The organism is Halomonas cupida, from assembly GCF_900142755.1.
GTDB lineage: Bacteria > Pseudomonadota > Gammaproteobacteria > Pseudomonadales > Halomonadaceae > Halomonas > Halomonas cupida.
In genome coordinates this window covers 1-26,704 of record NZ_FRCA01000015.1, presented here as the reverse complement: position 1 = coordinate 26,704, position 26,704 = coordinate 1, and the positions used below count along the sequence as shown (strand labels likewise).

Here is a 26,704-nt window from a genome sequence, read left to right as displayed (position 1 = left end):
CCGCGTGGCGAGTTGTTCAAAACCTGTCGGGCAAACCGGGAAGAGCGAGGACTGCAGCGAAACGAGGACCAGATGTCTGGCAAACGTGTCGCGACGGCACCTCCAGCCATGGCATGAGCCTTCAGCCCATGTTATAAGCCCCGTGCTTTTGACCCAAGGGAATTCAAAGGGTGCACTTTATACCAGACCCCTGCCCTACAGGCAAGAAAAACGCCGGAAAAAGCTGCAACACACGACTCCGCCCCGATACACGGGGCGGAGCTTCCTGATTCCTTGCTCGACAGCGAAAGTCGTCGGCAACCCAGAACGCACAACGACTCTCGAGCATAGCCGCCATTATACCCATCCTCGCTCGGCAAAGGACACCACTTCTCCATCTCCGACCACAAAATGATCCAGCACACGAATATCGAACAGCACCAGCGCTTCGCGTAGTCGCTCGGTGATACGACGGTCGGCATCGCTGGGCTCGGCCACACCGGACGGGTGGTTGTGGGCCAGTATCAATGCCCCTGCTCCCAGCGCCAAGGCGCGTCTGGCCACTTCTCGCGGGTAGACCGAGGCGCTGTCCAATGTGCCTTGAAACAATATCTCGAAACGGATTACCCGATGCTGGGTATCGAGAAAGATCGCCGCGAACACCTCGTGGTCGAGATGCCGCAACTGAGCGGTAAGATAGCGGCGCACCAGGTTCGGAGCCGTCAGGGCCTCGCCCCTGTCAAGTTGACAGGCCAGGTGACGACGCGACATTTCCTGACCGGCCTGCAGCTGCGCCCAGGTGGCCGATCCCAGACCACGCAGGGCGCTGAGTCGTTCAAGATCAGCCTCCATCAATGGCCTCAACCCACCAAGCGCCACCAATACCTCCCTGGCCAGATCCACCGCGGATCTTCCTGCCGTCCCCACACGCAGGATAATCGCCAGCAACTCGGCGTCACTCAGCGCCGCCGCTCCATGACGAATCAACTTCTCTCTCGGCCGCTCGGTCTCCGGCCATTGGCGTATCGACATCCGTGTCCCCCTTTTTTCCATCCGGCACCCTGTATTGCCCGGTGCCGTTCCGCGACCTTCCATGGCCGCTACCCATCAGTCTAGACGGTCGAAGGACAGCCGCTGTCCCTCTGCGCGGCTACGCATGATCCCGGACCAGTGGTAAGGTATGAGGTCGATTATCTGTGCGGGACTCCCCATGTCAGCCCCTGATCTGCCATCCCCAACAGTTCGTCCACGGCCCGCTGTTCCGGGACGACGCGTGCTGCTCGGCATCAGTGCCGGCATCGCCGCCTACAAGAGCGCCTTTCTGGCCCGTCTGCTGGTGCAGGCAGGCTGTGAGGTACAGGTGGTGATGACCGAGGGCGCTCAGGCCTTCATCACCCCCTTGACCCTGCAGGCCCTGACCGGACGCGCCGTCCGTACCTCGTTGCTGGATCCTGCTGCCGAGCTGGGCATGGGCCATATCGAGCTGGCGCGCTGGGCCGATCGCATTCTGATCGCCCCGGCCACCGCCGACCTCATGGCGCGACTCGCCCAGGGCCAGGCCGATGACCTCTTGACTACGCTGTGCCTGGCCAGCGATGCCGAGAAACTGCTGGCCCCAGCGATGAATCAAGCCATGTGGCGCAACCCCGCCACCCAGCGTAACGTCGCGCAACTGAGCAGCGACGGCTGGACACTGCTGGGCCCGGGCCAGGGAGACCAGGCCTGTGGTGATGTTGGGCCGGGGCGCATGCTGGAGCCGGAGGAGATTGCCGCTGTACTGCTGGGTTCATCACCCCCTGTTGATCAGCGAGAGGTTGATCAGGATGGCGCGGGACATGGCCGACATATCGTGATCACCGCCGGCCCGACCCGTGAGCCGCTGGACCCGGTGCGTTACCTGTCCAACCACAGTTCCGGCAAGATGGGCTTTGCTCTTGCCGAAGCGGCTCGCAACAGCGGCGCTCGAGTCACGCTGATTGCCGGACCGGTCACTCTGCCCACCCCAGCCGGGGTGACCCGCATCGATGTGGAAACGGCCCAACAGATGCTCGAGGCTGCACAGGACCTCGCCAGTGACTGTGACATCTTCATCGGCTGTGCTGCTGTGGCCGACTATCGCGCCGCTGCTGCTGCCGAACACAAGATAAAGAAGGTCGAGGGTGAACAGGGACTTACCCTGAGGCTGATCAAGAATCCGGACATCATTGCGACAATTTCAGCCCTTGCCGACGCGCCCATGGTGGTAGGATTTGCCGCCGAAACACGCGATGTCGAGCAGTACGCCCAGGCCAAGCTGGAGCGCAAGGGACTGGACATGATCATAGCCAACGATGTTTCCCGACAGGATCTGGGGTTCGGCAGTGATGACAATGCTGCCATCCTGCTGTGGCGTAACGGCGATGGCATTGCCCGCCAGGCAGAAGCGCCACAGCCCAAGACACAACTGGCCCAGGCGGTGATCACCCGTGCTCTAGACTGCCTGGCGCAGCGCCAGCCTCGCCATACAAGCTCTTCATGATTTGACTACCGGGAGAGCCGGCGAGGCTTGCCTTGCCTCCGCTCGGCTCCCTCCACCAGGAACCCTTGCAATGTCTTCAAAACCTTCGTCTGCAACGCCCTCACGCCCTCGCCTGGCGGTCAAGATTCTCGACGAACGCCTCAAGGACCGCATGCCGCGCTATGCCACCGAGGGCTCCGCCGGGATGGATCTACACGCGCTGCTCGATCAGCCACTGACCCTCGAGCCGGGCCAGACCGAACTGGTGCGTACTGGCCTCTCCATCCATATTGCCGATCCCGGGCTGGCCGGTATGATCCTGCCGCGTTCCGGCCTCGGCCATAAACACGGCATCGTGCTCGGCAACCTGGTCGGCCTGATCGACTCCGATTACCAGGGCGAACTGATGGTCTCGGTCTGGAACCGTGGCCACAGCACCTTCACCCTCGAGCCTTTCGAGCGCATGGCCCAGTACGTCATCGTCCCCGTGGTTCAGGCCGAGCTCGAGATCGTCGATGACTTCAGCGAAAGTCTGCGAGGCGGCGGCGGGTTCGGCAGTTCCGGGCGGCACTGACACCGCCGAGACCCGCGGAGCCCAGCAGAGAACACGGGCTCCCCCGAATCCACATAAGTACTTGGCCAACATCAGTACCTGGCCAACATCAGTGCATAGCAATACCCGGTACATGGTCAATCAGAGGAAGGCTTTCATGCCCCAGGTTCCAGCCACTATCTTCCGTGCCTACGATATTCGTGGCGTTGTCGACGACACCTTGACCGAAGAGAATGTCGAGGTTATCGGCCAGGCCATCGGCAGCGAGGCCCAGGAGCGCGGCGAAACACGCATTGTGGTCGCACGTGATGGCCGACTGTCGGGCCCTCGCCTGCAGACCGCCCTGATCCGTGGCCTGGCGGCCAGCGGCTGCGATGTGATTGATATCGGCATGGTTCCAACCCCCGTGCTGTACTTCGCCACCAACGTGCTCGAAGGCGCCACCTCTGGAGTCATGCTGACCGGCAGTCACAACCCACCGGATTACAATGGCCTGAAGATGGTACTCGGCAGGGACGCCCTGTATGGCGATGCCATCACCTCACTGTACGAGCGTATCACCAGCGGCAACCTGCGTAGCGGTCAGGGTACCGTCAGCCAGCAGGATGTACGCAGCCTCTACCTGGAGCGCATCCTCGGCGACATCACGCCGGGGCGCCGCCTCAAGGCGGTAGTCGACTGCGGCAACGGTGTCGCCGGTGAGCTGGGCCCCAGGCTGATCGAGCAACTGGGCGCCGAGACCATTGCACTGTTCGACGAGATTGATGGCACTTTCCCCAACCATCATCCGGATCCGGGCAAGCCCGAAAACCTTGAGGATCTGATCAAGGCTGTCGCTGAGCACCAGGCAGATATCGGTCTGGCCTTTGATGGTGATGGCGACCGTCTCGGTGTCATCACGCCTCGAGGACGCCTGATCTACCCGGACCACCTGCTGATGGCCTTTGCCGAGGACATGCTCGACCGCAACCCGGGAGCCCGGGTGATCTTCGACGTCAAATGCACCGGCAAGCTGATCGACGTCATCGAGGGCGCCGGTGGCACTCCAGAGATGTGGCGCACCGGTCATTCGCTGATCAAGGCTCGCATGAAGGAAACCGGCGCCCTGTTGGCCGGTGAAATGAGCGGCCATATCTTCTTCAAGGAACGCTGGTACGGTTTTGATGATGGCATGTACGGCGCCGCTCGCCTGCTCGAGATCCTGTCACACTACGACGGCGATGCTGATGCCTTCTTCGACCGCTATCCCCAGAACCTGAGCACGCCGGAGATCAATATCGAGGTCACCGACGAAACCAAGTTCGGCCTGGTCACTCGTCTGGCGCAGCAGGGCAACTTCGGCGAGGATGGCATCAAGACCACTCTCGACGGCATTCGTGTCGACTATGCCGATGGCTGGGGATTGTGCCGCGCATCCAACACCACTCCCATGCTGGTGTTGCGCTTCGAAGGTGAGAGCGAGGCGGCCCTGACCCGAATTCGCGACCGTTTCGCCACGGCCCTGGCTGACGTTGATCCGGCTCTGACATTACCCCAAACCTGACGCTGCCCGACCCGTTCTGAACCTGAACTCAGGAACAGAGTCGTCCCGCCAGCCGCAGGACAGATGGCAGCAACAAGACAACAGCAGCAGCAAGACGACAAGGAGACATGACCCCCATGAGCGAACAGGCTCGCGATCCGCGCCTGGTGGTAGAGATCCTCTCCGAGGCTCTCCCCTATATCCAGCGCTTCTCCGGCAAGACAGTGGTCGTCAAGTATGGCGGCAATGCCATGACCGAAGACGCGCTGATTGACTCCTTCGCCCGCGACATGGTGCTGATGAAGGAAGTCGGTATCAATCCGGTTGTGGTCCATGGCGGCGGTCCACAGATTGGCGAGCTGCTGGAGCGACTGCAGATCGAATCACGCTTCGTGGGCGGTATGCGTGTTACCGACTCCGAGACCATGGATGTGGTCGAGATGGTACTCGGTGGACTGGTCAACAAGGAGATCGTCAACCAGATCAACCAGTGCGGCGGCAAGGCTATCGGCCTGACCGGCAAGGACGGGCGTCAGATCCAGGCACGCAAGCTCCAGGTCAAGCACCAGACACCGGAAATGACCGCCCCGGAGATCATCGATATCGGCCATGTCGGCGAAGTGGAGCATGTCTCCACCGACTTGATCGAGATGCTCGCCGCCCGCGACTTCATCCCCGTGATCGCCCCCATCGGGGTCGACGCTGATGGCAACAGCTACAACATCAATGCCGACCTCGTTGCCGGCAAGGTAGCCGAGGCACTGAACGCCGAGAAGCTGATGCTGCTGACCAATGTCGCTGGCTTGATGAACCGTGATGGCGAGGTGATGACAGGTCTGAGTACCGCTGAAGTCGATGAGCTGATCGCCGATGGCACCATCCATGGCGGCATGCTGCCGAAAATCCGCTGTGCTCTGGATGCGGTCAAGGAAGGCGTGGTCAGTGCACACATCGTCGATGGTCGCGTGCCACACGCTACACTACTCGAGATCTTCACCAATGCCGGCGTCGGGACCTTGATCACCAATACCGGGCCGGAGGTCGAGCAGCAGGGACAGGGCTGACCGGCTACCCGTGGGTGGCCGGTCAATGACCAGGGAACATTGCCCGCCGGCTTGATCCGGCGGCATCAAACATAAAGAATCAATCTATGACGCAGGCAATTACACCACCCAGTCGCAGAGAGCAGATTCTGCAGGCGCTGGCCCTGATGCTGGAGGAAGACAGCGGCAAGCGCATCACCATCGCCGCGCTGGCTCGTCAGGTTGGCGTGTCGGAAGCAGCCCTATATCGCCATTTCCCCAGCAAGGCTCGCATGTATGAGGGCCTGATCAGTTTCATTGAGGAAAGCCTGTTCGAACGCATCACCCGGATCCTCGACGATCATCAGCAGGCGCTGCCGCGCTGTTATCACATCACGGCGCTGGTACTGGCGTTTGCCGAGAAGAACCCCGGGTTATCCCGGCTACTCGGTGGCGACGTCCTGACCGGCGAGACCGCCCGCCTGCGACTGCGCATCCATCAACTGTTCGAGCGCCTCGAGACACAGTTCAAGCAGGTACTGCGTGAAGCCGAGCTGCGTGAAGGGCGGCGCCCGGCCATTCCCGCCACTGCCGGGGCCAACCTGCTCAGTGCATTGATTGAGGGTCGCATCGCCCAGTTCGTACGCAGCGACTACCGGCACCGCCCTACCGTACACTGGGAAGACCAGTGGCAGGCCATTTCCACCCAACTGTTGCGCGGGGCTTCGGTACCCGCCTGATACAGGCTAGAAACGAGCAACGCCCGGACCTGAGGTCCGGGCGTTGCTTATCGTGCGCTAATCAGAGACTGCGTATCAGGCCGCCATCATGGCGTCGCCCAATTGCTCACGCACCTTCTTCATGGCGTTCTTCTCGAGCTGACGAATACGCTCGGCTGAGACACCATAGACATCGGCCAGCTCATGCAGGGTTGCCTTGTTCTCCGACAACCAACGCTGCACCAGGATATTGCGCGAGCGCTCATCGAGAGACGCAAGGGCACCCTGCAGGCGACGGGACGAATCCTCTTCCCAATCGCTGTCCTCGAGCTGAGCTGCCGGATCCAGACTGGCATCGTCGAGATAATGCGCCGGTGCCTGGTAGGCACTCTCCTCATCATCGCTGGGACCCGCGTCAAAGCCGGCATCGTGGGAGGCCAGGCGGCCTTCCATCTCACGCACGACTTCCGGCTTGACGTCGAGATCACGCGCAATGGCATCAACCTCGTCGTTGTTCAGCCAGGCCAGACGCTTCTTGGCGCCACGCAGGTTGAAGAACAGCTTGCGCTGGGCCTTGGTGGTAGCGATCTTGACGATACGCCAGTTGCGCAGCACGAACTCGTGGATTTCCGCCTTGATCCAGTGCACGGCAAAAGACACCAGACGCACGCCTTGATTCGGATCGAAGCGCTTGACGGCCTTCATCAGGCCGACATTGCCTTCCTGGATAAGGTCCGCCTGGGGGAGCCCATAACCGGAGTAACTGCGTGCAATGTGCACGACAAAACGCAAATGGGACATGACCAGACGACGAGCCGCGTCGAGGTCGCCCTCGTCCTGGAGACGCCAGGCAAGCTCACGCTCCTCATCGGCACTCAATACGGCGATGCGGTTGACTGCCTGGATATAGCCATTGAGGTCATGACCCGGAGAAAGATGACCGACCGGCAGAAGACTGTTGCTCATGTGCAGGTTGTCTCCTTGAAGACCAACATGATGTCTGGACGACCCATTGGAGAACGATGAACGGTGAAAGTTCCCCTTTAGTCGCAGATATCGCAATTCGCTTACTGGATAACAGGGTTATCGAGATAACGAGCATTCTGTCGGGGCCGGATTCAGCGGGGCTTGATGCCCGCCAGATGGCGACTGACCGCTATCCATGCACCCAACCAGCCCAATATTGTACTACAGCTGAGCAGTGTTGTAGAGCCAACGAGACCCAGGTTCGGCAAGGTGTAGTGCGCACCGTAACTCTCCGCCAGTGCTGCCACTGGTGTTGCCAGCCAGTCGCTCCCCAGAGTCAACAGCAGCAGGGCGATGAGCCCTCCCCCCATGCCATACCAGGCACCGCTGTAGAGAAACGGACGACGCACGAAGGCGTGGGTGGCACCAATCAGCGTCACCACCTCGATCTCCTTGCGGCGGTTCTCCACGGCGAGACGAATGGTATTGCCGACCACCAGCAACACGCCCAGACCGAAAAGCACCGCCAGGGCGAAGGTCACTCGCCGCCCGACCTCCGTCAACTGGCGCAACCGCTCGACCCAGGCCAGATCCAGGCGAACTTCCTCGACCCCGCTCATCTCGCCCAGCCGTTCGGCCAGGGCCCGCATCTTCTCCGGTAGCGGATCAGTGGGGGTAATGACGACCGTTGCCGGTAGCGGATTGGTATCCAGACGCGCCAGGGCATCTTCCAGTCCCAGTGCCTGCTGGAACTCCTCCATTCCCTCACTGGCGGTGATCAAGCGCGTTGCAGCAATATCCGGCTGAGCCTCGAGGGCCTGCTGGATGCGCCCGGCTTCCCCTTCATCAACACGGCTTTCGAGGTAGGCGGTCAGGGTGGCACTGGCGTCCAGTTCGGCACTGACCAGGCGGGCACTGTCGAGGGTCAGCCACAGGGCACTGGGCAACACCAGCGCAATGGCAATCGCCAGCATGGTCAACAGGCTGCCCACCGGCTGCTTGACCAACCGGCGCAGACTGTCGCTACACATGGCGCGGTGATGTCGGCTCCATGCCTGCCACTGAGCCTGAGTCTCGACTGACTGCTGACGAGCCCCACGTGGACGTGTCACCTGCTGGCGCTCACCGGCCTTGCTCATGCCCCCTCCTCATCGGCCACCAGGCGACCGTCCCGAAGCCGCAGCGTACGATGGCGCAAACGTGCAATCAGCGCCAGGTCGTGACTGGCAATCATGACGGTAGTACCAATGTGATGAAAATCTTCGAACAGCGCCATGATGTCCGCCGACAGCTGTGGGTCGAGGTTACCGGTGGGTTCATCTGCCAGCAGCAGCGATGGTTTGTTGACCACCGCCCGCGCAATGCCCACACGTTGCTGTTCCCCACCGGAAAGTTCGATAGGCAGGGCCTTCTCGCGATGCAGCAGCCCGACCTTGTCCAGCGCCGCGCGCACCCGGCGTGCGGTATCGCGCGGAGACAGGCCACGGATTTCCAGCGGCAGGGCGACGTTGTGATAGATCGAGCGATCAAACAGCAACTGGTGATCCTGGAACACCACTCCGATCTGGCGCCGATAGAACGGCAGCTGACTGTGGTGCAGGCGGTCGATATCGTGACCGGCGACCAGCACCCGGCCCCGCGAGGGGCGCTCCAGGCGCATGACCAGCCTCAGCAGCGAACTCTTGCCGGCGCCGGAATGTCCGGTGAGGAACACCATCTCCCCCCGCTCGATGCGAAAGCTCAAATGAGCCAGCGCATCGAAACGACCACCGTAACGCTTGCCGACGTTATCGAACTCGATCATTCGTTGGCATCACCCGAGCGTTGATCGAACAGGGCATCGACAAACTCGCTGGCCTCGAATGGCCGCAGATCGTCGAGGGTCTCCCCGACTCCGATGAAGCGAATCGGCGTCTTGAGCTGCTGCGCCAGCGCAAAGATAATGCCGCCCTTGGCCGTGCCATCGAGCTTGGTCAAAGTGATGCCGGTCACCGGTACCGCCTCGTTGAAGGTCGCCGCCTGGGACAGGGCGTTCTGACCGGTACCAGCGTCAAGCACCAGCATGACTTCGTGGGGTGCGCCGGCATCAATCTTGCCCATTACCCGATGGACCTTCTTGAGCTCCTCCATCAGATGGCTCTTGTTGTGCAGGCGCCCAGCCGTATCCGCGATCAACACATCGACCTTGCGTGCACGTGCTGCCGACACCGCATCGAAGATGACCGACGCACTGTCGGCACCGGTGTGCTGAGCAACCACCGGCACATTGTTGCGCTCGCCCCAGACCTTGAGCTGCTCCACCGCCGCCGCACGGAAAGTGTCACCGGCGGCGAGCATGACGCTCTTGCCTTCACGCTGGAAGCGCTGGGTCAACTTGCCGATGGTGGTGGTCTTGCCCACCCCATTGACACCGACAACCAGGATCACGAAGGGCCCTTCACCGCTGTTCGGTATGGCCAGCGGCTGGGAAACCGGCGCCAGAATATTGGCCAGTTCCTCCTGCAACGCTCGATACAGTGCATCCGGATCATTGAGCTCCTTGCGCGATACCCGATCGGCAAGCGACCCGATGATCTCGGACGTGGCATCGATGCCGACATCCGCCATCAACAGCTGGGTCTCCAGCTCTTCGATCAGGTCATCGTCTATCTGCTTGCGGCCCAGGAACAGATCCGCCAGACCATCACTCAGATTCGCTCGAGTCTTGCCAAGGCCGTCACGCATACGCGCAAACCAGCCCTTCTTCTCGCTACGCGGCTTGTCCTGCAGCGCCGGCTTCTCCTGCAATGCAGGCTTGTCGGAAACCTGGCCAACTGTCGGCTCGACAATCATCGAGCCCTGTTCGAGCTCCGTGACCTCTGCCGGAGGCTCGGACTCGGGCCGCTGACGCTCTGGCGCCGACTCAGCCTCACGGGAGGATGTCGTCTGCGTGCCATCAGGCGACGCAGCCGCCTCGACCACCGGCTCATCCAGCGATGTCTCCTCGCCCTGTGGCTCATCAGCCGGAGCTGGCGATTCGAGAGCATCCCGAGCCTCGGTCTCCTCGGCTCTGGTCTCCTCAACCGGGGGCTCTTCAACCCTGGCCTTTTCAGCCTCGGCGGGACGAGTGTCCTGCGACGCATCAACGTCCACCTCGTCCTGTACAGCCGTCTCATCGGCCTGCTCGGCGCTCTCGGGCAGGGCGCTCTGCGCCTGCTCCTGAACGTCGGGCTTCTTCTTGCGTTTCAAAAATCCGAACATGGAAGACCAACACCTCAGCCGGTGAACGAACCGACACATCCTACCATTGCGGCCCGTCACTGTGGACAACAGGCGATGCCTGAAGCACTGAATTATTCACTCGGCACGCAAATCTGTCGGGTTATCAACCCAGCAAGCTCTGGTGCTGGGGTAATTACGGCACAGGAAACACCGCCGTCGACCATCAAGGCGACAATCGAATTGAACAGGGTGATCCATTTGATTGACACGTTAATAACGGCTGCGTTTCCAGTAGAATCGCAACCCATGACACGAAAACGCTCTTCTTCTCGCCCGGCCCGCACCTCGCGCAATGCATCGCGACCAGGCCAGCTGCGCATCATCGGGGGCGACCATCGACGTCGTCTGCTGCCCGTGCTCGATAAGCCCGGTCTGCGCCCAACTCCCGATCGCGTACGCGAAACCCTGTTCAACTGGCTGACTGGGGAGCTCTACGCTGCCCGGGTATTGGACCTGTTTGCCGGCACCGGTGCTCTGGGCTTCGAGGCCCTGTCACGCGGCGCTCGCGAGGCAACGTTCATCGAAAGTGATCGTCAGGTGGCCGAGTTGATCGAACAGAACCTGGCAACCCTCGGCATCACTCAAGGCCAGGTCATCAACACCGACGCCATTGCCTGGCTCCAGAACACGACGCCGAATGCGCCCTACTCACTGGTGCTGCTCGACCCTCCCTTCCGTCTCGGCCTGGCGGAGCCGTGCTGTGCCACCCTCGAAGCTTCCGCCTGGCTGGCCCCGCGAAGCTGGATCTACCTGGAGGTCGAGTCCGGACTGGAGGTCGAGGTGCCCGACACCTGGCAATTGCATCGCGAGCTGCGCGCCGGAGACAGCCATGCACGGCTCTATCAGCGCAGCATGGATTGATCGCAACGAGCATCCAGGTCACGACCTTGACGTCGCCCAGCCGCGACGCTTGTTCCTGTCGCCTCACAGCGTTACGCTCATGCTCCAGGAAACACTGCCTGAATGCCTCGGTGAGCGATTCGCTCGGCCATTCATCCACTGCTTCCCGATGCGCGCTCTGCGCGCCTGAACGAATGTCATGCAGGAGACAAGGATGAGCACTGAACTCTTCAACCAGCTCGAACAGAAAGTCACCAGCGCTGTTGAGGCTCTGGAATTGCTGAAGATGGAAGCCGAGGAGCTGCGCGAGGAAAATACCCGCCTCAAGCAGGAGCGCGAGGATTGGGAGCGTCGCCTGACGTCCTTGCTCGGTAAGCTCGACGAGGTCGATGGCAGTCAGCCGCAGGCAGCGGCACAGCCGGCTCATTCGGTCTAGGTCGAGCACAGCCGACTCACTCGGTCCAGGTCGGCAGCAGCAAGGCTTACCGAAACAATGATGCGGAGGGACTCATACTGAGTCCCTCCGCATTCGTGTGCCCTGCCGACGGCGGCGCGTCCATGTGCCGCCATTAACCCAACATGAAAGCATGCCGGGTTAACAAGAATTCAAGTCAAGCGACATCAACCACGCATCCTCGCGCAGCCCGGAGCTTGCGGTTGGGGATGAAGCGGCTGGGCCTGGAGGATAAGCGCCTGCGGCTGGGCCTGGAGGATAATACCCCTTGCGGACTCCATCCAGCTGAAAGCCCGCCGCTCGATACAGGGCGATCGCTGCCTGATTACCGGCCCGCACTTCCAGTAGCAGCCGTTCGAGCTGCTGATCACGGGCGGCGGTGACCACCCTGTCGAGCAAGCGCCCGGCAATCCCCTGACGTCGCGCCTCACTTGCCACCAGAATGGCTTCCAATTCGGCATCAAAGGGTTGCAGCGCCAGCATCGCATATCCCAGCAACCGGCCCTCCTCGGAACGGGCGCCGAAAACCTGATGCCGCATCTCGTCTGGACTGCTGGACAGCGCCGCGCTCAACGAGGCCGGTGTGGACACCGCCACTTCCTGAGCCTGCTCCAGCGCCATCAGGTCCGGCAGGTCGGAAGGCTCCAGCAGAACCACCTCAGTCACTCTGTTGCGCCCCACCCAGCCATTGTTGACGCCATGCCTGAATGCGTGGCCACAGGGCCCGCTTGGCTTCAGCGCTGCCGAGCAGTTCCTGCAGGCCTGGCCCCTGCCACAGCGGCAGTGCCAGACTGCGGCTGTGGTCACTATCACCGGCATCGACCACGCTCTGCAGCACCTCGCTCTCACCGAACAGCAACACCCGCTCCGGCTCCCAGCCACGTCGACGACGACCGGCCACGAAAGCCTTGAGTCCCTGACGAGCCTCGGCCAGGGGCTGATGCACCGGCAGCCCCTCTTCCAGAGGCCAGCGCAGTGACTCGAACCCCGGGCGCTGTGTCGCCTGAACTCCGGCGGCACGCAGCAGATTCAGCAGCAGGCGCTGACACTCGGCATCCAGTGGCTGTGACTGTGCCACCATCAGCAGCCAGCGCCCATCCAGACAGCATACCTGGCACTCGAAACGCAGCGCTTCAGCACTTTCGGCTGCCGTTTCCGGCACCGCCTCTACTTCTCCAGCCGCCGCATTGCCACCAGGCTCCTGCTCGGCCTCAAGGGGCGCAATATCCCCCAACAGAGCACGAGCCTTGCGCTGGGAACGACCGGATCGGGCACTGGCCTCGGCGGCAGGCGACGCTTCAGAATTCGGCGCCGCCTTCGGAGCAGTGTCATCCAGCAGTGCGTGCAGGCTCTCGGCTCCTGCCCTGGCCTGGACAGGTTGCGGTGCTTCCTGCTCCGGCCAGTCGCAGACCGGTGTCGCCAGGGCATTGGGCAACTGGTAGCGGGCGGTCCACGCGGTCAGCCCCATGGCGTCCAGATAGGCCAGCCGTGTCGGCTCTGCTGTCACGAGCGCCCACCACCCAGGCAGTTGGGAGAGTCGGGACGTGCTCCTCCGCGAGCTGACCATTCCTGAGGGGTATAAAGGTGCAGCGCCAGCGCATGCACCGGGCCGGAAAGCTCATCGGCCAGTAACGCGTAGATCTGCTGGTGGCGCTTGACCGGCATCAATCCGACAAAGCGCTCCGACACCAGAGTGACCTTGAAGTGAGTCTCGGAATTCGGCGGCACATTGTGCATGTGGCTCTCGTTCTCGACCACCAACTCGGTGGGCTCCAGCGCCTTGAGTTTATCTTCGATGGTCGCCTGAATGCTCATATCGGTTCTCGAATAGGTGAGTGGTTCTCGAAACAGGGAGAATGGAACCCAGCAGGAAGCTGAACGCCTCGACAGTTCCCTGACAGCTGCATCCATGGCGCCTGCAGGTGATGAGCTGCAATGGACTGTCTCGACGGGTGACACTGTGTCCTGCACAGTCTCATTCCCTGACAATCATTGTACGCTGTTGACCCGACATCTACGAAGCCCGTAGCGCGCGCGCCTCTCCATGCGCTCGCCCGGCACGTCCTACACGAACGATGCTGATGCACAATGCCAGTAGCGTGGTCGCGGCTCCGATCCACAGCGCCTGCTGGACACCCGTGCCTGCGGCGAGACACAGCCCCACCAGTGCGACACCCAGCGACTGCCCTACTGTACGTGTGGTACTCATGACGCCCGATGCATTGGCACTGCGCGCCAGCGGCACGCTGGTCATCAGCTCACGATTGTTGGGTGGCTGGAACAGGCCGAACCCTGCTCCACACAATGCCGTGCGCCACAGACTATCCAGAACCCCGGCATCTGCCGGTAGCGAGGCCAGACTCACCAGTCCCATCAACAGCAACACCAGTCCCAGGGTCGCCACCAGAGCGGGATTGAAGCGATCCGCCAGGCGACCGGCAAGCGGGCCGACCAGCATGATGGTCAACGGCCAGGGAGTGAATAACCAGGCGGTATGCAACGCCGAGAACCCCATTTCCTGCTGGTACAGAAAAGACAGCGCAACGAACGTCAGCCCCTGACCGATGAAGGCCGTTCCCTGAGCGCCGACCGCCAGCCGAAAGCGTGGTTCGCGGAACAGACTGAGCGGTAGCAGCGGATGGCTGGCACGCCGTTGACGACACACAAAGCCCAGCATCGCTGTGCAGGTCAGCGCCACCCAGCCGACGATCTCGAGCAACGGCGCCCGGTGACCGACTGCATCCATGGCCATGAACAGCCCGCCCAGCATCAGCATCGACGAGACGGCACCGATGGCGTCGAAATTGCCTTCACGGGGCGCCTCACGCGGGAGAGCTCGCCAGGCCATGACCACCGCCGCCAGACCGAGAGGTAGGTTGAGCGCAAACAGCCAGGGCCAGCGGGCCACCGACAGGATCAGACCGCCGATCGACGGCCCGGCTGCATAGCCGGCCGCCACCACCAGCGAGGACAGACCCAGTGCACTGCCGAGCAGTCGTGAGGGAAAGATCATGCGATACAGCGACGGACCAATCGACAGAGTCGCTGCGGCACCGACACCCTGCAGGGCTCGGAACACCAGCAGCGTCTCGAAATTGGGCGCCAGCGCACTGCCCAGGGCAGCCAGGGTGAACAGCCCGATACCGCCGACATAGACCTTGCGTCGGCTGAGCAGCTCACTGGCGGCGGCAAATACCAGCAACATGGCCGCACAGACCACCTGAAACAGGTTGGTGATCCAGATGGCCCGTGAAGGGGAGATATCGAGATCGCGTGCCATTGATGGCAGGGCAATATTGATCATGGTGGTGTCGACGACCGCCATCAGGGTACCGAGCACCAGCGCGATCACGGCCAGACGGCGCTCGCCACCAGGCAGGCCATCATCACCTTCACGATCAGAGAATAAACGACTCATGCACAGTATCCATCGGCATGGCACGGGGAAAGCGGTTACGAGCTACGAGCTACGAGCTACGAGCTACGAGCTACAGAATAGTCGATCGAAAACAGCAGTCCGATTCAGACTCCACAACATCCTGTAAAGAGCACAGGCGCAGTGTGGCTCAAGCCCTGGCCTGAATAGGCACTCGGAAACAGGCACTCGGAAATAGACACTCAGAAGAGCCATGCTGACCAATTATCCAGACAGAAGGTCCCGCCAGGCAGGCGGTCTCGCTGAGCAGAAGGCCCCGCGAGGATACCTCGGGGCCCGTCCGAGAGGCATGTAGTGGGCTGCGATCACGCCCCATGGCCATGTCTGCCGAACACCATCAATCCTGGTCGAGATCGACCAGCAATTCGTCATCCACTTCAGCGATTTCCAGCGCTACCTCATTATCGAGATCTACCGCCAGATAGCTGTGCTCGACCTGTAGAAAACGCTCGAACAGGGCCCAATCGAGTGTCTCCGGCCACTGTCGTTCGTCTTCTTCCCAGGCACGCAGTTCGCTTTCAAGCACATCGAGGTAACGCTCGCGAACGAAGGCGTCCAGTGCTTCCCTCGTATCCATCTCGGGAATCAGATAGACAGTGCTCTCGCGCTCGACATCAGCAAGAGTGAGGTCATCATCGCCTACCGTCGGTTCAAGCGCATTGATCCAGTCAACGAAATGCTGGGTCGGCCTGACGCTCAGGGCGGAGCGGTTGAGCAGTTTCATCACAGTCTCCTCGACGTCGAAACGCAGCCATTATGTGCGCTCTGTTGCTCCCTTACCAGCGCTTACTACGCCGGATCATTGCCAGCGGTAAACTCCGCTGGCAATGCCGGCAGTGACGCTTGAGCTTACTCGGCTACCTCAGGGCGCATGGCCGGGAACAGCAGGACATCACGAATCGATGGACTATCGGTGAACAGCATCACCAGTCGGTCGATACCAATGCCTTCACCGGCGGTCGGCGGCAAGCCAACCTCCAGTGCGCGGACATAATCCGCATCGTAGTACATGGCTTCCAGGTCACCGGCATCCTTCTCGGCCACCTGGGCCTGGAAGCGCTCGGCTTGATCCTCGGCATCATTGAGCTCGGAGAAGCCGTTGGCGATCTCGCGTCCACCGACAAAGAACTCGAAACGGTCGGTGACAAAGGGGTTGGCATCGCTGCGCCTCGCCAGCGGGCTGACCTCGGCGGGATACTCGGTGATGAAGGTCGGCTGGTCGAGCTTCGACTCAGCGACTTCCTCGAAGATCTCTGTCTGCAGCTTGCCGAGGCCCCAGCCATCCTTGACCTGAATGCCGAGGCGCGCTGCCAGCGCCCTCGCCGCCTCGAGATCGTCGATGTCCGCGCCAGAGATGCCCTCGCCATGAGCCAGAATAGCTTCACGCAGGGTCATGCGCACAAACGGCTGGCCCAGGTCATAGCTGGCCCCCTGGTAGTTCAGGGTCGTGGTACCCAACACCTTCTGGGCAATCTCGCGCAGCATCTGCTCGGTCAGATCGATCAGTGCCCGGTAGTCGACATAGGCCCAGTAGAACTCGACCATGGTGAACTCGGGATTGTGACGCGTGGACAGGCCTTCATTGCGGAAGTTGCGATTGATCTCGAATACCCGCTCGAAGCCGCCCACCACCAGCCGCTTGAGATACAGCTCCGGGGCAATACGCAGATACATATCGATATCCAGCGCATTGTGGTGGGTGGTGAACGGACGTGCCGTTGCACCGCCGGGAATCGGCTGCAGCATCGGCGTCTCGACTTCCATGAAGCCGCGATCCTCGAAGAACCGGCGCATGGCGCTGATGATGGCCGCACGCGTTTCGAATACACGACGCGAATCCGGATTCATGATCAGGTCGACATAACGCTGGCGATAGCGCGCTTCCATGTCGGTGAGACCATGAAACTTGTCCGGCAGCGGGCGCAGGCTCTTGGTCAGCAGTTGCGCTTCCTGCATCATCACGTACAGGTCGCCCTTGCCGGACTTGTGCACAGGACCGCGTCCCGCCACGATGTCACCGATATCCCAGCCCTTGATGTCGTCCAACACTTCCGCCGGCAGCCCCTTCTTGTCGACATACAGCTGAATCTGCCCGCTGACATCCTGAATCACGATGAAGGGACCACGTTTACGCATCACCCGGCCTGCCACAGCGGCAGCACGGCCGAGCGACTCCAGCTCGTCCTTGTCTCGGTCGCCCAGTTCAGCCTGCAGTTCAGCGGCCAGGCTGTCGCGACGGAAGTCATTGGGGAATACGCTGCCACCCTTCTCGGCAACCAACTGGCGACGAGCGGCCAGCTTGGCACGACGCTCGGCGATCAGGCGGTTTTCTTCCTGAGCGGCATCCCCTGTAGTGGAAGAACTAGTGGTGGGAATATCCTGGTTGGCCATGGCCAGTGTCCTGTATCAGAAGTTGTCTCGTATCGCTGGCGGAAACGCGATGTATCGTTTCCGGGGCTCCTCGAGGGAGACGGTGAAAATGGCAAGATCGAGAACGATGGAAATCAATGTAGCCCCGCACGCTGCTGTGCGGCGAGGCTACAGGTTGCCACGGGTAGCGCCTTAAAGCCCCTGTTTCAGGCTGGCGACGATGAAATCATCGAGGTCGCCATCAAGCACCTTGTCACAGTTGCTGCTCTGCACGGAGGTACGCAGATCCTTGATGCGCTGGTCATCCAGCACATAGGAGCGAATCTGGCTGCCCCAGCCGATGTCTGCCTTGGCATCCTCGGCTTCCTGTTTGGCGGCGTTGCGCTTCTGCATCTCCACTTCCCACAGCTTGGCCTTCAATTGCTTCATGGCAAAGTCGCGGTTGGCATGCTGGCTACGCTGGCTCTGACAGGACACCACCACGCCACTCGGTTCGTGGGTGATTCGCACCGCAGAGTCGGTGGTGTTGACGTGCTGTCCGCCGGCGCCACTGGAACGGTAGGTATCCACACGCAGATCCGCCGGATTGATCTCGACCTCGAAGCTGTCGTCGATCTCCGGTGACAGGAACACCGAGGCGAAGGACGTATGACGGCGTCCACCGGAATCAAAGGGACTCTTGCGTACCAGGCGATGCACGCCGGTCTCGGTACGCAGCCAGCCGAAGGCGTAGTCGCCCTGGATGTGCACAGTAGCAGACTTGATACCCGCAACCTCGCCCGCCGACAGCTCGGAGATCTCAGCCTTGAAGCCGTGACTCTCGGCCCAGCGCAGATACATGCGCAGCAGCATGTTGGCCCAGTCCTGAGCCTCGGTGCCACCGGAACCGGCCTGAATATCGAGGTAGGCGTTGTTCGGGTCCATTTCGCCGGAGAACATACGCCGGAACTCGAGCTTCTCGAGGTTGGTCTTCAGCGCCTCGAGCTCACGCTCGACTTCGCTGACGGTATCCTCGTCGTCTTCCATTTCGGCCAGTTCGAGCAGGTCGCGGCTATCACCCAGTCCCTGATCGAGTTCGTCGATGGTGGCCACGACCATCTCCAGCGATGCGCGCTCCTTGCCCAGTTTCTGGGCATAGTCCGGGTCGTTCCAGACCCCCGGGTCCTCGAGCTCGCGGGAGACTTCCTCTAGCCGATCCTTCTTCTCGGCATAGTCAAAGATACCCCCTCAGGACTTCTGTCCGCTCAGACAGGTCCTTGATGAGGTTATGAATCGGGTTGGTTTCCAACATGGGAATCGCCTATCCACAGGGGAAATGGCAGGACCATCGTCTGGCCCTGAAAAAGGGCAAATATTGTAGCCAATTCCAGGTGTGGTGTCTCCCAGGTTCATCCTGTTCCAACGCCACCCGCGGCGCCCAGAAGCGCTGCGCCAGATAAGGTTTGCCCGCCATCATCGACGAAACGTAATGCGCTATGAGAATTTTCGTCTGGACAGCGTTGCGGCCCTGGCGCGATGGTCTTGTACATTCAGTCTCAAGTGCTCAGTCTCAAGTGCTCAGTCCCAGGTGCTCAGTCCCAAGTGCCGTAACCACAGTGACCACGACCGGCCAGAGCCTGGGTCATCACCATGGGCCACAGCAGGAGGCCCATGCGAGGGCTGGAACAACCAAAGCGGGCACGGCTGTCCGCGCTGCTGGATAGCGCGCCGCACAACAATAACCATCAACGTGCAAGGAAGTCATGACGATGTCTCTCTCACGCAATACCTGGTTGCGCCGCACGGCGCTGGTCTCCGCCATCGGCCTCGCAGGCCTTACACTCGCCCCCGCCAGTCTGGCTGCCACCCTGGATATCGGTGTCACCGGCGAACTGGCCTCCTTCGACACCTCGAAGATTTCCGGCGGCATCTGGGAGTCACAGGTGCTGATGGATGTCTACGAGGGCCTGGTGAAGGAGTCACCGGACGGTGAGATTCTACCGGGCATGGCCGCCAGTTGGGACGTTTCCGAGGATGGCAGGACCTACACCTTCCACCTGCGCGAGGATGCTCGCTGGTCCGATGGAGAGCCGGTTACCGCCGATGATTTCGTGTTCGGCTGGCGCCACCTACTCGACCCGGCCAGTGCCTCCAAGTACGCCTATCAGCTCTATCCCGTAGTCAACGCAGAAGCCGTGAATACCGGCGACAAGCCTCTTGAAGAGCTGGGGGTGGAAGCAGTCGACCCACGGACCCTGGTCGTTCATCTCAATGCCCCGACGCCCTACTTCATCCAGCTACTCACCCACTACACCACCTACCCGCAACCGTTGCACACCTGGCAGGAGTTCGGGCAGGACTACGTCGACCTGGACAACATCGTCACCAATGGCGCCTTTACGCCGACCGAATGGATCTCACAGTCGCGAATCACGACCAGAAAGAACCCCGAATACTACGAGGCCGATGAAGTCGCCCTTGATGGCGTGCGCTACCACACCATCGAGGACCGCAATGCCGGGGTCTCGCGTTTTCGTGCGGGTGAACTGGACATCATGCGCGAGTATGCCTCGAGCATGTACTCGCTGCTCAAGGAACAGATTCCCGACGCCACTCACATGGCGCCTTATCTCGGCAGCTACTATTACGTCTTCAACCACCGTGAGGGACATCCGACCACCGACCCGCGGGTGCGTGAGGCGCTCAGCATGGCGGTACGCCGAGAGGTGATCGCCCAGCAGATTCTGCAGGGCACCTTCCTGCCATCGCTATCCTTTGTCCCCGAGGGTATCGAGCATTACGACGCTCAGAACGTGACCTTCCGCGATGCCGATGGCAACGACATTACCGATGACATGAATGCCCGTATGGAGCGTGCACAGGAGTTGATGGAGGAGGCTGGATACAGCTCGGAGAATCCGCTGCGACTGCGCCTTCGCTACAACACCACCGACGAGCACAAGAAGATTGCCGTGGCCGTGTCGTCCATGTGGCGGCCGCTGGGCGTCGAGGTCGAACTGGTCAACTCCGAAGCCACGGTGCATTACCAGACCATTGCTCAGGGCGATTTCGACATCGCTCGCGCCGGCTGGATCGCCGACTACAACGACGCCGAAAATTATCTGGCGCTGCTGCGCACCGGTGCCGGCAACAACTACGGCGCTTACTCCAGTGCCGAGTACGACGAGCTCTACCATCAGGCGGCCATGACGCTGGATGCCGACGAGCGTGAAGCGCTGATGGAACAGGCCGAAGCCACAGCGCTCGCCGACAACGCCCTGATCCCCATGCTCTATTACGTGTCGCGCAACCTGGTGAACCCGGCCCTCTCCGGTTGGGAAGACAATATCGACGACGACCATCCGTCGCGCTGGATCTCCATCGACGAGTAATCCCTGAATTCAACCCATCAAGCGCAGCGGGGCCGGACTCTGCCCGCACGGCAGCCACGCCCCTGCTGCGCTGGGGAGGAATGGTCCTGTGTCTTCCAAAGATATGTCTTTCAGAGATATGTCCCCCTGGGACATGATCCGCCGTCTCGCACTGACGGCATCACTTGCGCTCAGTACGACAGTGATCAGTACGACGGCAGCCAGTGCCACCCTGCAGGTCGGTAATGGCGCCGAGCCCGGAACCCTCGACCCACAGAAGGTCAATGGCAACTGGGAAACTCGCATCACCCGCAGTCTGTTCGATCGATTGCTCAACTATGCACCGGATGGCAGCCTCGAGCCCGGCCTCGCCGAACGCTGGGAGGTCTCCGAGGATGGCAAGCGCTACACCTTCCACCTGCGCGAGGCACTCTGGTCGGATGGTGAGCCGATCACTGCCGACGATGCGGTGTTTGCCCTTCGCCGTGTGCTGGATCCCGCCACAGCCAACCATAACGCCAACCTGTACTATCCGATCGTCGGCGCCCGGGAGATCAATGCCGGAAAGGTGGATGGCGAGAGTCTCGGCGTCACCGCACTAGACGACCATACGCTGGAAATTCGACTGGTCGAACCAACGGCCTGGTTTGTTCAGGCCCTGGCAATGAGCGAAGCAGCACCACTGCCCGAGCACCTGCTGAGCAGTGGCACCGACTGGACACGTCCAGGTGTCATGGTCTCCAGCGGTCCCTTTGTGCTCACGGACTGGCGCCCTCAGGATCACATCGACGTCGCGCGTAACCCGCACTATTACGCCGTGGATGAAGTCGCCCTCGACGGCATCACCTTCCATGCCATTGAAGATCCCGCCTCCGCTCTCAACCGCTTTCGCGCCGGCGATCTGGATATCTCCTACTCGGGGGTGCCCTCGGCACGCTTCGACTGGGTCCAGCAGCATCTTCCAGAGTCGCTGCAGGTCGGCCCATTGCTGGGCAGCTACTTCTACATGATCAACCTGCGCGAAGGTACGCCTCTGGCCGATACTCGTGTGCGCGAGGCGCTCAATCTGGCCCTGCGTCGCGAAGTGATCACCGACCAGTTGCTGGGCATCGGTCAGACACCCTCCTGGTGGTACGTGCCGCGCGCGGTCAGTGGTGCGCCCGACTCCCGTCTGGCCTTTGCCGACTGGCCAATGGAACAACGCCTGGCACGTGCCGAACAGCTGCTCGATGAAGCCGGTTATGGACCAGAACACCCGCTGCAGTTGAGCCTGGCGTACAACACCCTGGACGATCATCGCAAGATCGCCGTAGCCATCGCTGCCATGTGGAAGCCGCTGGGGATCGAACTGGAGCTGATCAACCGCGAGGCGGCAGTGCACTACGCCACGGTACGTCAGGCCGATTTTGAACTGGCCCGCTACGGGTTGATCGCCACGGTCGACGATGCCTACGACTTCCTCAATGCCTATGCCTCGGGTGGGTCCGCGGCGCGCAGCACCGGCTTTCACGATGAGGAGTACGACGACCTGGTCCGCCGGAGCAGCGCCGAACTCGACCCACAGCGTCGACGCCAGTTGGTCGGTTCAGCGGAGCAGCGCCTGCTGGATGCCAATGTGCTGCTGCCCATCTACGACTACGTCAGCGTGCATCTGGTGGCCCCTCACGTACGGGGCTGGCAGAGCACGCCGCTCGATGTACATCCACTGCGCTACGTCTCTCTCAAGACGCAGAATGACACCAGCCAGTAATCAAGGAGGACTCTGGCGCAATGCTCAAGTACACCCTGAAACGCCTGTTGCAGGCGATTCCCACGATGCTGGTCGTGATTACCATCGCCTTCTTCCTGATGCGAGTGGCACCGGGCGGTCCCTTCGATGGCGAGCGCAGCCTACCGCCGCAGATCGAGGCCAACCTGATGGCCGCCTACCATCTCGATGAGCCGCTCTGGCAGCAGTATGCCCGTTACCTCGGCAATCTGGTGCAGGGCGATTTCGGCCCCTCGTTCAAGTACAAGGACTTCACTGTCACCGAACTGATCATGCAGGGCTTCCCGGTCAGTCTCGAAATCGGCGGGCTGGCCATTCTGCTGGCTCTACTGGTGGGATTACCACTGGGCGTCATCGCTGCCCTGAGGCGCAACACCGGCATCGACTACACAGTGATGGGCCTGGCGCTGGCCGGCATCGCCGTGCCCAACTTCGTGATTGCGCCGTTGCTGGCACTGGTCTTCGGTGTGCTGCTCCAGTGGCTACCGGCGGGTGGCTGGAATGATGGAGCGCTACCCAACATGATCCTGCCGATCGTCGCGCTGGCCGTCCCTCAGATTGCCTACATCGCCCGCATGATGCGGGCAAGCATGATCGAGGTGCTCGGCAGTCACTATATCCGCACCGCCCGTGCCAAGGGACTGACAGAAACCGAGGTGGTATGGCGCCATGCCATGCGCCCGGCGCTGTTACCGGTGACCTCCTATCTCGGCCCGGCCATCGCCGGCATCATCACCGGCTCGGTGGTCATCGAGCAGATCTTCGGCATTCCCGGCATTGGTCGTTACTTCGTACAGGGCGCACTGAACCGAGACTACACCCTGGTGATGGGTACCGTGGTCTTCTATGGCGCCCTGATCGTGCTGATGAACCTGATCGTTGACCTGATCTATTCCGCCCTCGATCCACAGATCCGCTACGACGACTGAGCCATGACTACCGATACCCTGAATCAGACAATTGCTCCTGCAGGTGACAGTCTCGGACGTGACGCCTGGCGTCGACTGTCACAGAACCGCGCAGCCATGGTCAGTCTCGCGCTGCTTGGCCTGATGGCACTGGCCTGCTTCCTGGGTCCCATGCTGAGCCCCTGGGGGCTGGCCGAGGTTGATTGGAACGCCTTCAGTAGCGCGCCGACGCTGGAGGGCTGGCATCTGCTGGGCACCGACGCCAACGGCCGCGACCTGCTGACCCGCACCCTCTACGGCGGCCAGATTTCCCTGTCCGTGGCACTGGTGGCCACCTTCGTGAGTCTGGTGATCGGCGTGCTGTACGGCGCCATCTCCGGCTATGTCGGTGGACGCCTCGACAACCTGATGATGCGCTTTGTCGACATCATGTATTCACTGCCCTTCATGTTCCTGGTGATCCTGCTGATGGTGGTATTCGGGCGCAATATCTTCCTGATCTATGCCGCCATCGGTGCCGTCGAGTGGCTGGATATGGCACGCATCGTGCGCGGCCAGACGCTGGCACTGAAGCAACGCGAGTTCATCGAGGCCGCCCATGCCCTCGGCGTCAAGGATGGCAAGATCGTCACCCGTCACCTGATCCCCAATGCGATAGGCCCGGTCATCGTCTATGTCACTCTGACGGTACCCAAGGTCATTCTGCTGGAAAGCTTCCTGTCCTTCCTCGGCCTCGGGGTACAGGAACCACTGACCAGTTGGGGGGTGCTGATCTCCGAAGGCACCGAATCCATGCAGACCGAACCCTGGATGCTGCTGGTGCCATCAGTGTTCCTCGCCGTGACCCTGTTCTGTCTCAACTTCCTCGGCGACGGATTGCGCGACGCCCTGGACCCCAAGACTCGCTGACGGTGACACCAAGGAGTAGCCAGCATGACTGAACACCCATCCCGTCCCGCCAGCGGCCCCCTGCTTGAGGTCGCTGACCTCGCGGTGCAGTTCGAGCTGCCCCATGGCAGCGTCGAGGCCGTCAAGGGCATCAATTTTCAACTGGAGCCCGGCGAGACCCTTGCCCTGGTCGGAGAATCCGGCTCCGGAAAATCAGTCACCTCCACCGCGATCATGCGGCTGCTACCGGAGTTGGCGAAGGCCAGCGGCAGCATTCGTTTCCAGGGGGAGGAACTGCTCGGTGCCACCGCGAAGCGCATGCGCCGGATTCGTGGCGGTGAGATCGCCATGATCTTCCAGGAACCGATGACATCGTTGAACCCACTACACCGTATCGGTCAGCAGATCCGTGAAGTGCTGGATCGTCACAAGGGCCTCAAGGGCAAGCCCGCACGTGCCAAAGCCATCGAACTATTGGAGCAGGTGGGAATTCCCGAGCCACACCGGCGCATCGACAGCTTTCCCCACGAGCTGTCCGGCGGCCAGCGGCAGCGGGTGATGATCGCCATGGCACTGGCCGGCGAGCCCGAATTGTTGATCGCCGATGAACCCACCACGGCTCTGGATGTCACCGTCCAGGCCCAGATCCTCGAGCTGCTCAAGGGCCTGCAGCGGCGTTATGGGATGGCGATCCTGTTCGTCACCCATGACCTGACCATCGTGCGTCACTTCGCTGACCGCGTCTGTGTGATGCGCCATGGCGAGCTGGTCGAACAGGGGGACACCACAGAGGTCTTCCGTGCCCCACAGCATGAATACACTCGCATGCTGATCGATGCCGAGCCTCATGGACGCAAGGCAGTCGTATCCGACAGCCAGCCCATGCTGCTGGAGGCAAGGAATGTACGTGTGCGCTTCGCGATCAAGAAACGCTGGTTCGGCCCCAGCGACTATTTCGAGGCGGTGAAGGGCATCGACTTGAATATTCGCCGTGGCCAGACCGTCGGAATCGTCGGCGAGTCCGGCTCGGGCAAGTCGACACTGGGCCGGGCGCTGCTGCGGCTACTCAAGAGCAAGGGTGAGATACGCTTTGAGGATACCCGGCTCGACACGCTCGACAAGGCCGAAATGCGCCCTCTGCGCTCACGACTCCAGGTGGTGTTCCAGGATCCATATGGCTCGCTCTCACCACGCCTGACAGTGGGCGATGTCATCGGTGAAGGCCTCAAGGTACACGCTCCGCACCTCAGTCGCGCCGAACGCGAGTCTCAGGTGATGGCGGCTCTGGAGGAGGTACGTCTCGACCCGGGCATGCGTAATCGCTACCCCCACGAATTCTCCGGCGGCCAGCGTCAGCGTATCGCCATTGCCCGCGCCCTGGTGCTGAAACCGGACTTCCTGCTGCTCGACGAGCCCACTTCAGCACTCGATCGCTCGGTACAGGTAACGGTCATCGAGCTGTTGCGTGACCTCCAGGACAAGTACGGGCTGACTTACCTGTTCATCAGCCACGATCTCGCCGTGGTTCGAGCGCTATCGGATACGGTGCTGGTAATGAAGGAAGGCGCCGTGGTGGAACAGGGCAGCACAGAACAGATCTTTGCCGACCCGCAGACCGACTACACCAGGAAGCTGATTGCTGCCGCCATGCTCGAGGATGTGGCTTGATGAGCTTCGAGCTTCGAGCTTCGAGCTTCGAGCTGCATGGTGGCACGGCACTGCTCACAGCCCGAGCGTAGCGTGCTCGAGGCTCGTGGCCTGCCACAGAAGGCGAAAACCCCGACCATCGCTCGATGACCGGGGTTGGCAAGCAACGAGCTTCGAGCAACATGGGGGCACGGAACCGCACGCGGCCCGAGCCCAGCGTGCTCGGCGCTCGAAGCAAAAAAAATCCCCCGGACGTATCCGGGGGATTTTTTCGAATAGATGCCTGACGATGACCTACTCTCACATGGGGAGACCCCACACTACCATCGGCGCTGAGCGGTTTCACTACTGAGTTCGGCAAGGGATCAGGTGGTTCACACTCGCTATGGTCGTCAGGCGAAAAGGGTGTAGATCATGCCGACGTGATACGTCTCTGTATCCGGTCAATCGTAAATTTCGTGCGTCATCGACCAAAACCACTTGGGTGTTATATGGTCAAGCCTCACGGACCATTAGTACCGGTT

The 26,704-nt window shown here is 61.3% G+C and carries 24 protein-coding genes and 1 rRNA gene; 12 read left to right on the top strand and 13 right to left on the bottom strand.

The annotated features are described in order from the left end of the window. Positions 1 to 336: 336 nt before the first annotated feature. On the bottom strand, positions 337 to 1,011 hold the full coding sequence (gene radC, locus BUE38_RS20020) for a RadC family protein (RefSeq protein WP_073437016.1): 675 nt from the start codon (positions 1,009 to 1,011) through the stop codon (positions 337 to 339). A 178-nt stretch (positions 1,012 to 1,189) separates the two neighbouring features. On the opposite strand from radC, the gene coaBC reads away from it, so the two are divergent. From coaBC to slmA, 5 genes are all read left to right on the top strand, one after another. Continuing rightward, complete coding sequence (gene coaBC, locus BUE38_RS20015; protein WP_073437015.1) at positions 1,190 to 2,497, top strand: bifunctional phosphopantothenoylcysteine decarboxylase/phosphopantothenate--cysteine ligase CoaBC; 1,308 nt, start codon at positions 1,190 to 1,192, stop codon at positions 2,495 to 2,497. Positions 2,498 to 2,567: 70 nt separating this feature from the next. Next, positions 2,568 to 3,050, top strand: a complete 483-nt coding sequence (gene dut, locus BUE38_RS20010) for a dUTP diphosphatase (protein WP_073437014.1) — start codon at positions 2,568 to 2,570, stop codon at positions 3,048 to 3,050. 136 nt (positions 3,051 to 3,186) lie between these two features. After that, positions 3,187 to 4,572: a phosphomannomutase/phosphoglucomutase gene (locus BUE38_RS20005; RefSeq protein WP_073437013.1), complete on the top strand. Its 1,386-nt coding sequence runs from the start codon at positions 3,187 to 3,189 to the stop codon at positions 4,570 to 4,572. A 116-nt stretch (positions 4,573 to 4,688) separates the two neighbouring features. Further along, positions 4,689 to 5,615 (top strand): acetylglutamate kinase, encoded by a 927-nt coding sequence (gene argB, locus BUE38_RS20000; RefSeq protein WP_073437012.1) that lies wholly within the window; start codon positions 4,689 to 4,691, stop codon positions 5,613 to 5,615. A gap of 86 nt (positions 5,616 to 5,701) precedes the next feature. After that, positions 5,702 to 6,313, top strand: coding sequence for a nucleoid occlusion factor SlmA (slmA, locus tag BUE38_RS19995; protein WP_073437011.1), 612 nt, complete (start codon positions 5,702 to 5,704; stop codon positions 6,311 to 6,313). A 75-nt stretch (positions 6,314 to 6,388) separates the two neighbouring features. Here the strand turns inward: slmA and rpoH are convergent, their stop codons facing one another. The 4 genes from rpoH to ftsY all read right to left on the bottom strand — a co-directional run bounded on the left by rpoH (position 6,389) and on the right by ftsY (position 10,498). Beyond that, positions 6,389 to 7,258 (bottom strand): RNA polymerase sigma factor RpoH, encoded by an 870-nt coding sequence (gene rpoH / locus BUE38_RS19990; RefSeq protein WP_073437010.1) that lies wholly within the window; start codon positions 7,256 to 7,258, stop codon positions 6,389 to 6,391. A gap of 152 nt (positions 7,259 to 7,410) precedes the next feature. Continuing rightward, positions 7,411 to 8,397 carry a permease-like cell division protein FtsX gene (gene ftsX / locus BUE38_RS19985; RefSeq protein WP_073437009.1) on the bottom strand — a complete coding sequence of 329 codons (987 nt, stop codon included), beginning with the start codon at positions 8,395 to 8,397 and terminating at the stop codon, positions 7,411 to 7,413. Further along, positions 8,394 to 9,062, bottom strand: coding sequence for a cell division ATP-binding protein FtsE (ftsE, locus tag BUE38_RS19980; protein WP_073437008.1), 669 nt, complete (start codon positions 9,060 to 9,062; stop codon positions 8,394 to 8,396). The genes ftsX and ftsE overlap by 4 nt, the downstream gene beginning before the upstream one ends. Next, a complete protein-coding gene (gene ftsY, locus BUE38_RS19975; RefSeq protein WP_073437007.1) occupies positions 9,059 to 10,498 on the bottom strand; it encodes a signal recognition particle-docking protein FtsY in 1,440 nt (479 codons plus the stop codon). Before ftsY ends, ftsE begins: the two co-directional genes overlap by 4 nt. Before the next feature lie 267 nt (positions 10,499 to 10,765). Between ftsY and rsmD the strand changes: the two genes are divergently transcribed. Then, positions 10,766 to 11,380, top strand: a complete 615-nt coding sequence (rsmD, locus tag BUE38_RS19970; protein ID WP_073437006.1) for a 16S rRNA (guanine(966)-N(2))-methyltransferase RsmD — start codon at positions 10,766 to 10,768, stop codon at positions 11,378 to 11,380. A 193-nt stretch (positions 11,381 to 11,573) separates the two neighbouring features. Continuing rightward, entirely contained in the window at positions 11,574 to 11,795 is a 222-nt protein-coding gene (locus BUE38_RS19965; protein WP_073437005.1) for a cell division protein ZapB, read from the top strand. Between the two features lie 159 nt (positions 11,796 to 11,954). Here the strand turns inward: BUE38_RS19965 and BUE38_RS19960 are convergent, their stop codons facing one another. The 7 genes from BUE38_RS19960 to prfB form a co-directional block, all read right to left on the bottom strand. Further along, positions 11,955 to 12,479, bottom strand: a complete 525-nt coding sequence (locus BUE38_RS19960) for a GNAT family N-acetyltransferase (RefSeq protein WP_234987121.1) — start codon at positions 12,477 to 12,479, stop codon at positions 11,955 to 11,957. Next, positions 12,472 to 13,320: a hypothetical protein gene (locus tag BUE38_RS23330; protein ID WP_073437003.1), complete on the bottom strand. Its 849-nt coding sequence runs from the start codon at positions 13,318 to 13,320 to the stop codon at positions 12,472 to 12,474. Before BUE38_RS23330 ends, BUE38_RS19960 begins: the two co-directional genes overlap by 8 nt. Then, positions 13,317 to 13,628 (bottom strand): BolA family protein, encoded by a 312-nt coding sequence (locus tag BUE38_RS19950; RefSeq protein WP_073437002.1) that lies wholly within the window; start codon positions 13,626 to 13,628, stop codon positions 13,317 to 13,319. Before BUE38_RS19950 ends, BUE38_RS23330 begins: the two co-directional genes overlap by 4 nt. A 199-nt stretch (positions 13,629 to 13,827) precedes the next feature. Further along, positions 13,828 to 15,231 carry an MFS transporter gene (locus tag BUE38_RS19945; RefSeq protein WP_073437001.1) on the bottom strand — a complete coding sequence of 468 codons (1,404 nt, stop codon included), beginning with the start codon at positions 15,229 to 15,231 and terminating at the stop codon, positions 13,828 to 13,830. 355 nt (positions 15,232 to 15,586) lie between these two features. Continuing rightward, positions 15,587 to 15,973, bottom strand: coding sequence for a hypothetical protein (locus tag BUE38_RS19940; protein WP_073437000.1), 387 nt, complete (start codon positions 15,971 to 15,973; stop codon positions 15,587 to 15,589). A 125-nt stretch (positions 15,974 to 16,098) separates the two neighbouring features. Next, positions 16,099 to 17,640, bottom strand: coding sequence for a lysine--tRNA ligase (lysS, locus tag BUE38_RS19935; RefSeq protein WP_073436999.1), 1,542 nt, complete (start codon positions 17,638 to 17,640; stop codon positions 16,099 to 16,101). 171 nt (positions 17,641 to 17,811) lie between these two features. After that, positions 17,812 to 18,910, bottom strand: a protein-coding gene (prfB, locus tag BUE38_RS19930) for a peptide chain release factor 2 (protein WP_371860439.1) whose coding sequence is annotated in 2 segments (ribosomal slippage) — positions 17,812 to 18,834 and positions 18,836 to 18,910 — 1,098 coding nt in all. Because the reading frame shifts where the segments join, the coding sequence is not laid out codon by codon here. A gap of 451 nt (positions 18,911 to 19,361) precedes the next feature. Here prfB and BUE38_RS19925 point away from each other — a divergent pair. From BUE38_RS19925 to BUE38_RS19905, 5 genes are all read left to right on the top strand, one after another. Beyond that, a complete protein-coding gene (locus tag BUE38_RS19925) occupies positions 19,362 to 20,990 on the top strand; it encodes a peptide ABC transporter substrate-binding protein (RefSeq protein WP_234987120.1) in 1,629 nt (542 codons plus the stop codon). A gap of 88 nt (positions 20,991 to 21,078) precedes the next feature. Further along, entirely contained in the window at positions 21,079 to 22,719 is a 1,641-nt protein-coding gene (locus BUE38_RS19920) for a peptide ABC transporter substrate-binding protein (protein WP_234987119.1), read from the top strand. A gap of 20 nt (positions 22,720 to 22,739) precedes the next feature. Beyond that, the gene (gene oppB / locus BUE38_RS19915; protein ID WP_073436996.1) at positions 22,740 to 23,666 is read left to right on the top strand and encodes an oligopeptide ABC transporter permease OppB; all 927 of its coding nucleotides are present in this window, start codon (positions 22,740 to 22,742) and stop codon (positions 23,664 to 23,666) included. Between the two features lie 3 nt (positions 23,667 to 23,669). After that, positions 23,670 to 24,554: an ABC transporter permease subunit gene (locus BUE38_RS19910; protein WP_073436995.1), complete on the top strand. Its 885-nt coding sequence runs from the start codon at positions 23,670 to 23,672 to the stop codon at positions 24,552 to 24,554. Positions 24,555 to 24,578: 24 nt separating this feature from the next. Then, positions 24,579 to 26,201: an ABC transporter ATP-binding protein gene (locus BUE38_RS19905; RefSeq protein ID WP_073436994.1), complete on the top strand. Its 1,623-nt coding sequence runs from the start codon at positions 24,579 to 24,581 to the stop codon at positions 26,199 to 26,201. A 260-nt stretch (positions 26,202 to 26,461) separates the two neighbouring features. Here the strand turns inward: BUE38_RS19905 and rrf are convergent. Further along, positions 26,462 to 26,577, bottom strand: a 5S ribosomal RNA gene (rrf, locus tag BUE38_RS19900). Between the last annotated feature and the right edge of the window lie 127 nt (positions 26,578 to 26,704).

Coding starts and splice junctions, on each gene's coding strand:
- radC (WP_073437016.1), bottom strand. CDS start 1,011: ATGTCGATACGCCAATGGCCGGAGACCGAGCGGCCGAGAGAGAAGTTG.
- coaBC (WP_073437015.1), top strand. CDS start 1,190: ATGTCAGCCCCTGATCTGCCATCCCCAACAGTTCGTCCACGGCCCGCT.
- dut (WP_073437014.1), top strand. CDS start 2,568: ATGTCTTCAAAACCTTCGTCTGCAACGCCCTCACGCCCTCGCCTGGCG.
- BUE38_RS20005 (WP_073437013.1), top strand. CDS start 3,187: ATGCCCCAGGTTCCAGCCACTATCTTCCGTGCCTACGATATTCGTGGC.
- argB (WP_073437012.1), top strand. CDS start 4,689: ATGAGCGAACAGGCTCGCGATCCGCGCCTGGTGGTAGAGATCCTCTCC.
- slmA (WP_073437011.1), top strand. CDS start 5,702: ATGACGCAGGCAATTACACCACCCAGTCGCAGAGAGCAGATTCTGCAG.
- rpoH (WP_073437010.1), bottom strand. CDS start 7,258: ATGAGCAACAGTCTTCTGCCGGTCGGTCATCTTTCTCCGGGTCATGAC.
- ftsX (WP_073437009.1), bottom strand. CDS start 8,397: ATGAGCAAGGCCGGTGAGCGCCAGCAGGTGACACGTCCACGTGGGGCT.
- ftsE (WP_073437008.1), bottom strand. CDS start 9,062: ATGATCGAGTTCGATAACGTCGGCAAGCGTTACGGTGGTCGTTTCGAT.
- ftsY (WP_073437007.1), bottom strand. CDS start 10,498: ATGTTCGGATTTTTGAAACGCAAGAAGAAGCCCGACGTTCAGGAGCAG.
- rsmD (WP_073437006.1), top strand. CDS start 10,766: ATGACACGAAAACGCTCTTCTTCTCGCCCGGCCCGCACCTCGCGCAAT.
- BUE38_RS19965 (WP_073437005.1), top strand. CDS start 11,574: ATGAGCACTGAACTCTTCAACCAGCTCGAACAGAAAGTCACCAGCGCT.
- BUE38_RS19950 (WP_073437002.1), bottom strand. CDS start 13,628: ATGAGCATTCAGGCGACCATCGAAGATAAACTCAAGGCGCTGGAGCCC.
- BUE38_RS19945 (WP_073437001.1), bottom strand. CDS start 15,231: ATGAGTCGTTTATTCTCTGATCGTGAAGGTGATGATGGCCTGCCTGGT.
- BUE38_RS19940 (WP_073437000.1), bottom strand. CDS start 15,973: ATGAAACTGCTCAACCGCTCCGCCCTGAGCGTCAGGCCGACCCAGCAT.
- lysS (WP_073436999.1), bottom strand. CDS start 17,640: ATGGCCAACCAGGATATTCCCACCACTAGTTCTTCCACTACAGGGGAT.
- BUE38_RS19925 (WP_234987120.1), top strand. CDS start 19,362: ATGACGATGTCTCTCTCACGCAATACCTGGTTGCGCCGCACGGCGCTG.
- oppB (WP_073436996.1), top strand. CDS start 22,740: ATGCTCAAGTACACCCTGAAACGCCTGTTGCAGGCGATTCCCACGATG.
- BUE38_RS19910 (WP_073436995.1), top strand. CDS start 23,670: ATGACTACCGATACCCTGAATCAGACAATTGCTCCTGCAGGTGACAGT.
- BUE38_RS19905 (WP_073436994.1), top strand. CDS start 24,579: ATGACTGAACACCCATCCCGTCCCGCCAGCGGCCCCCTGCTTGAGGTC.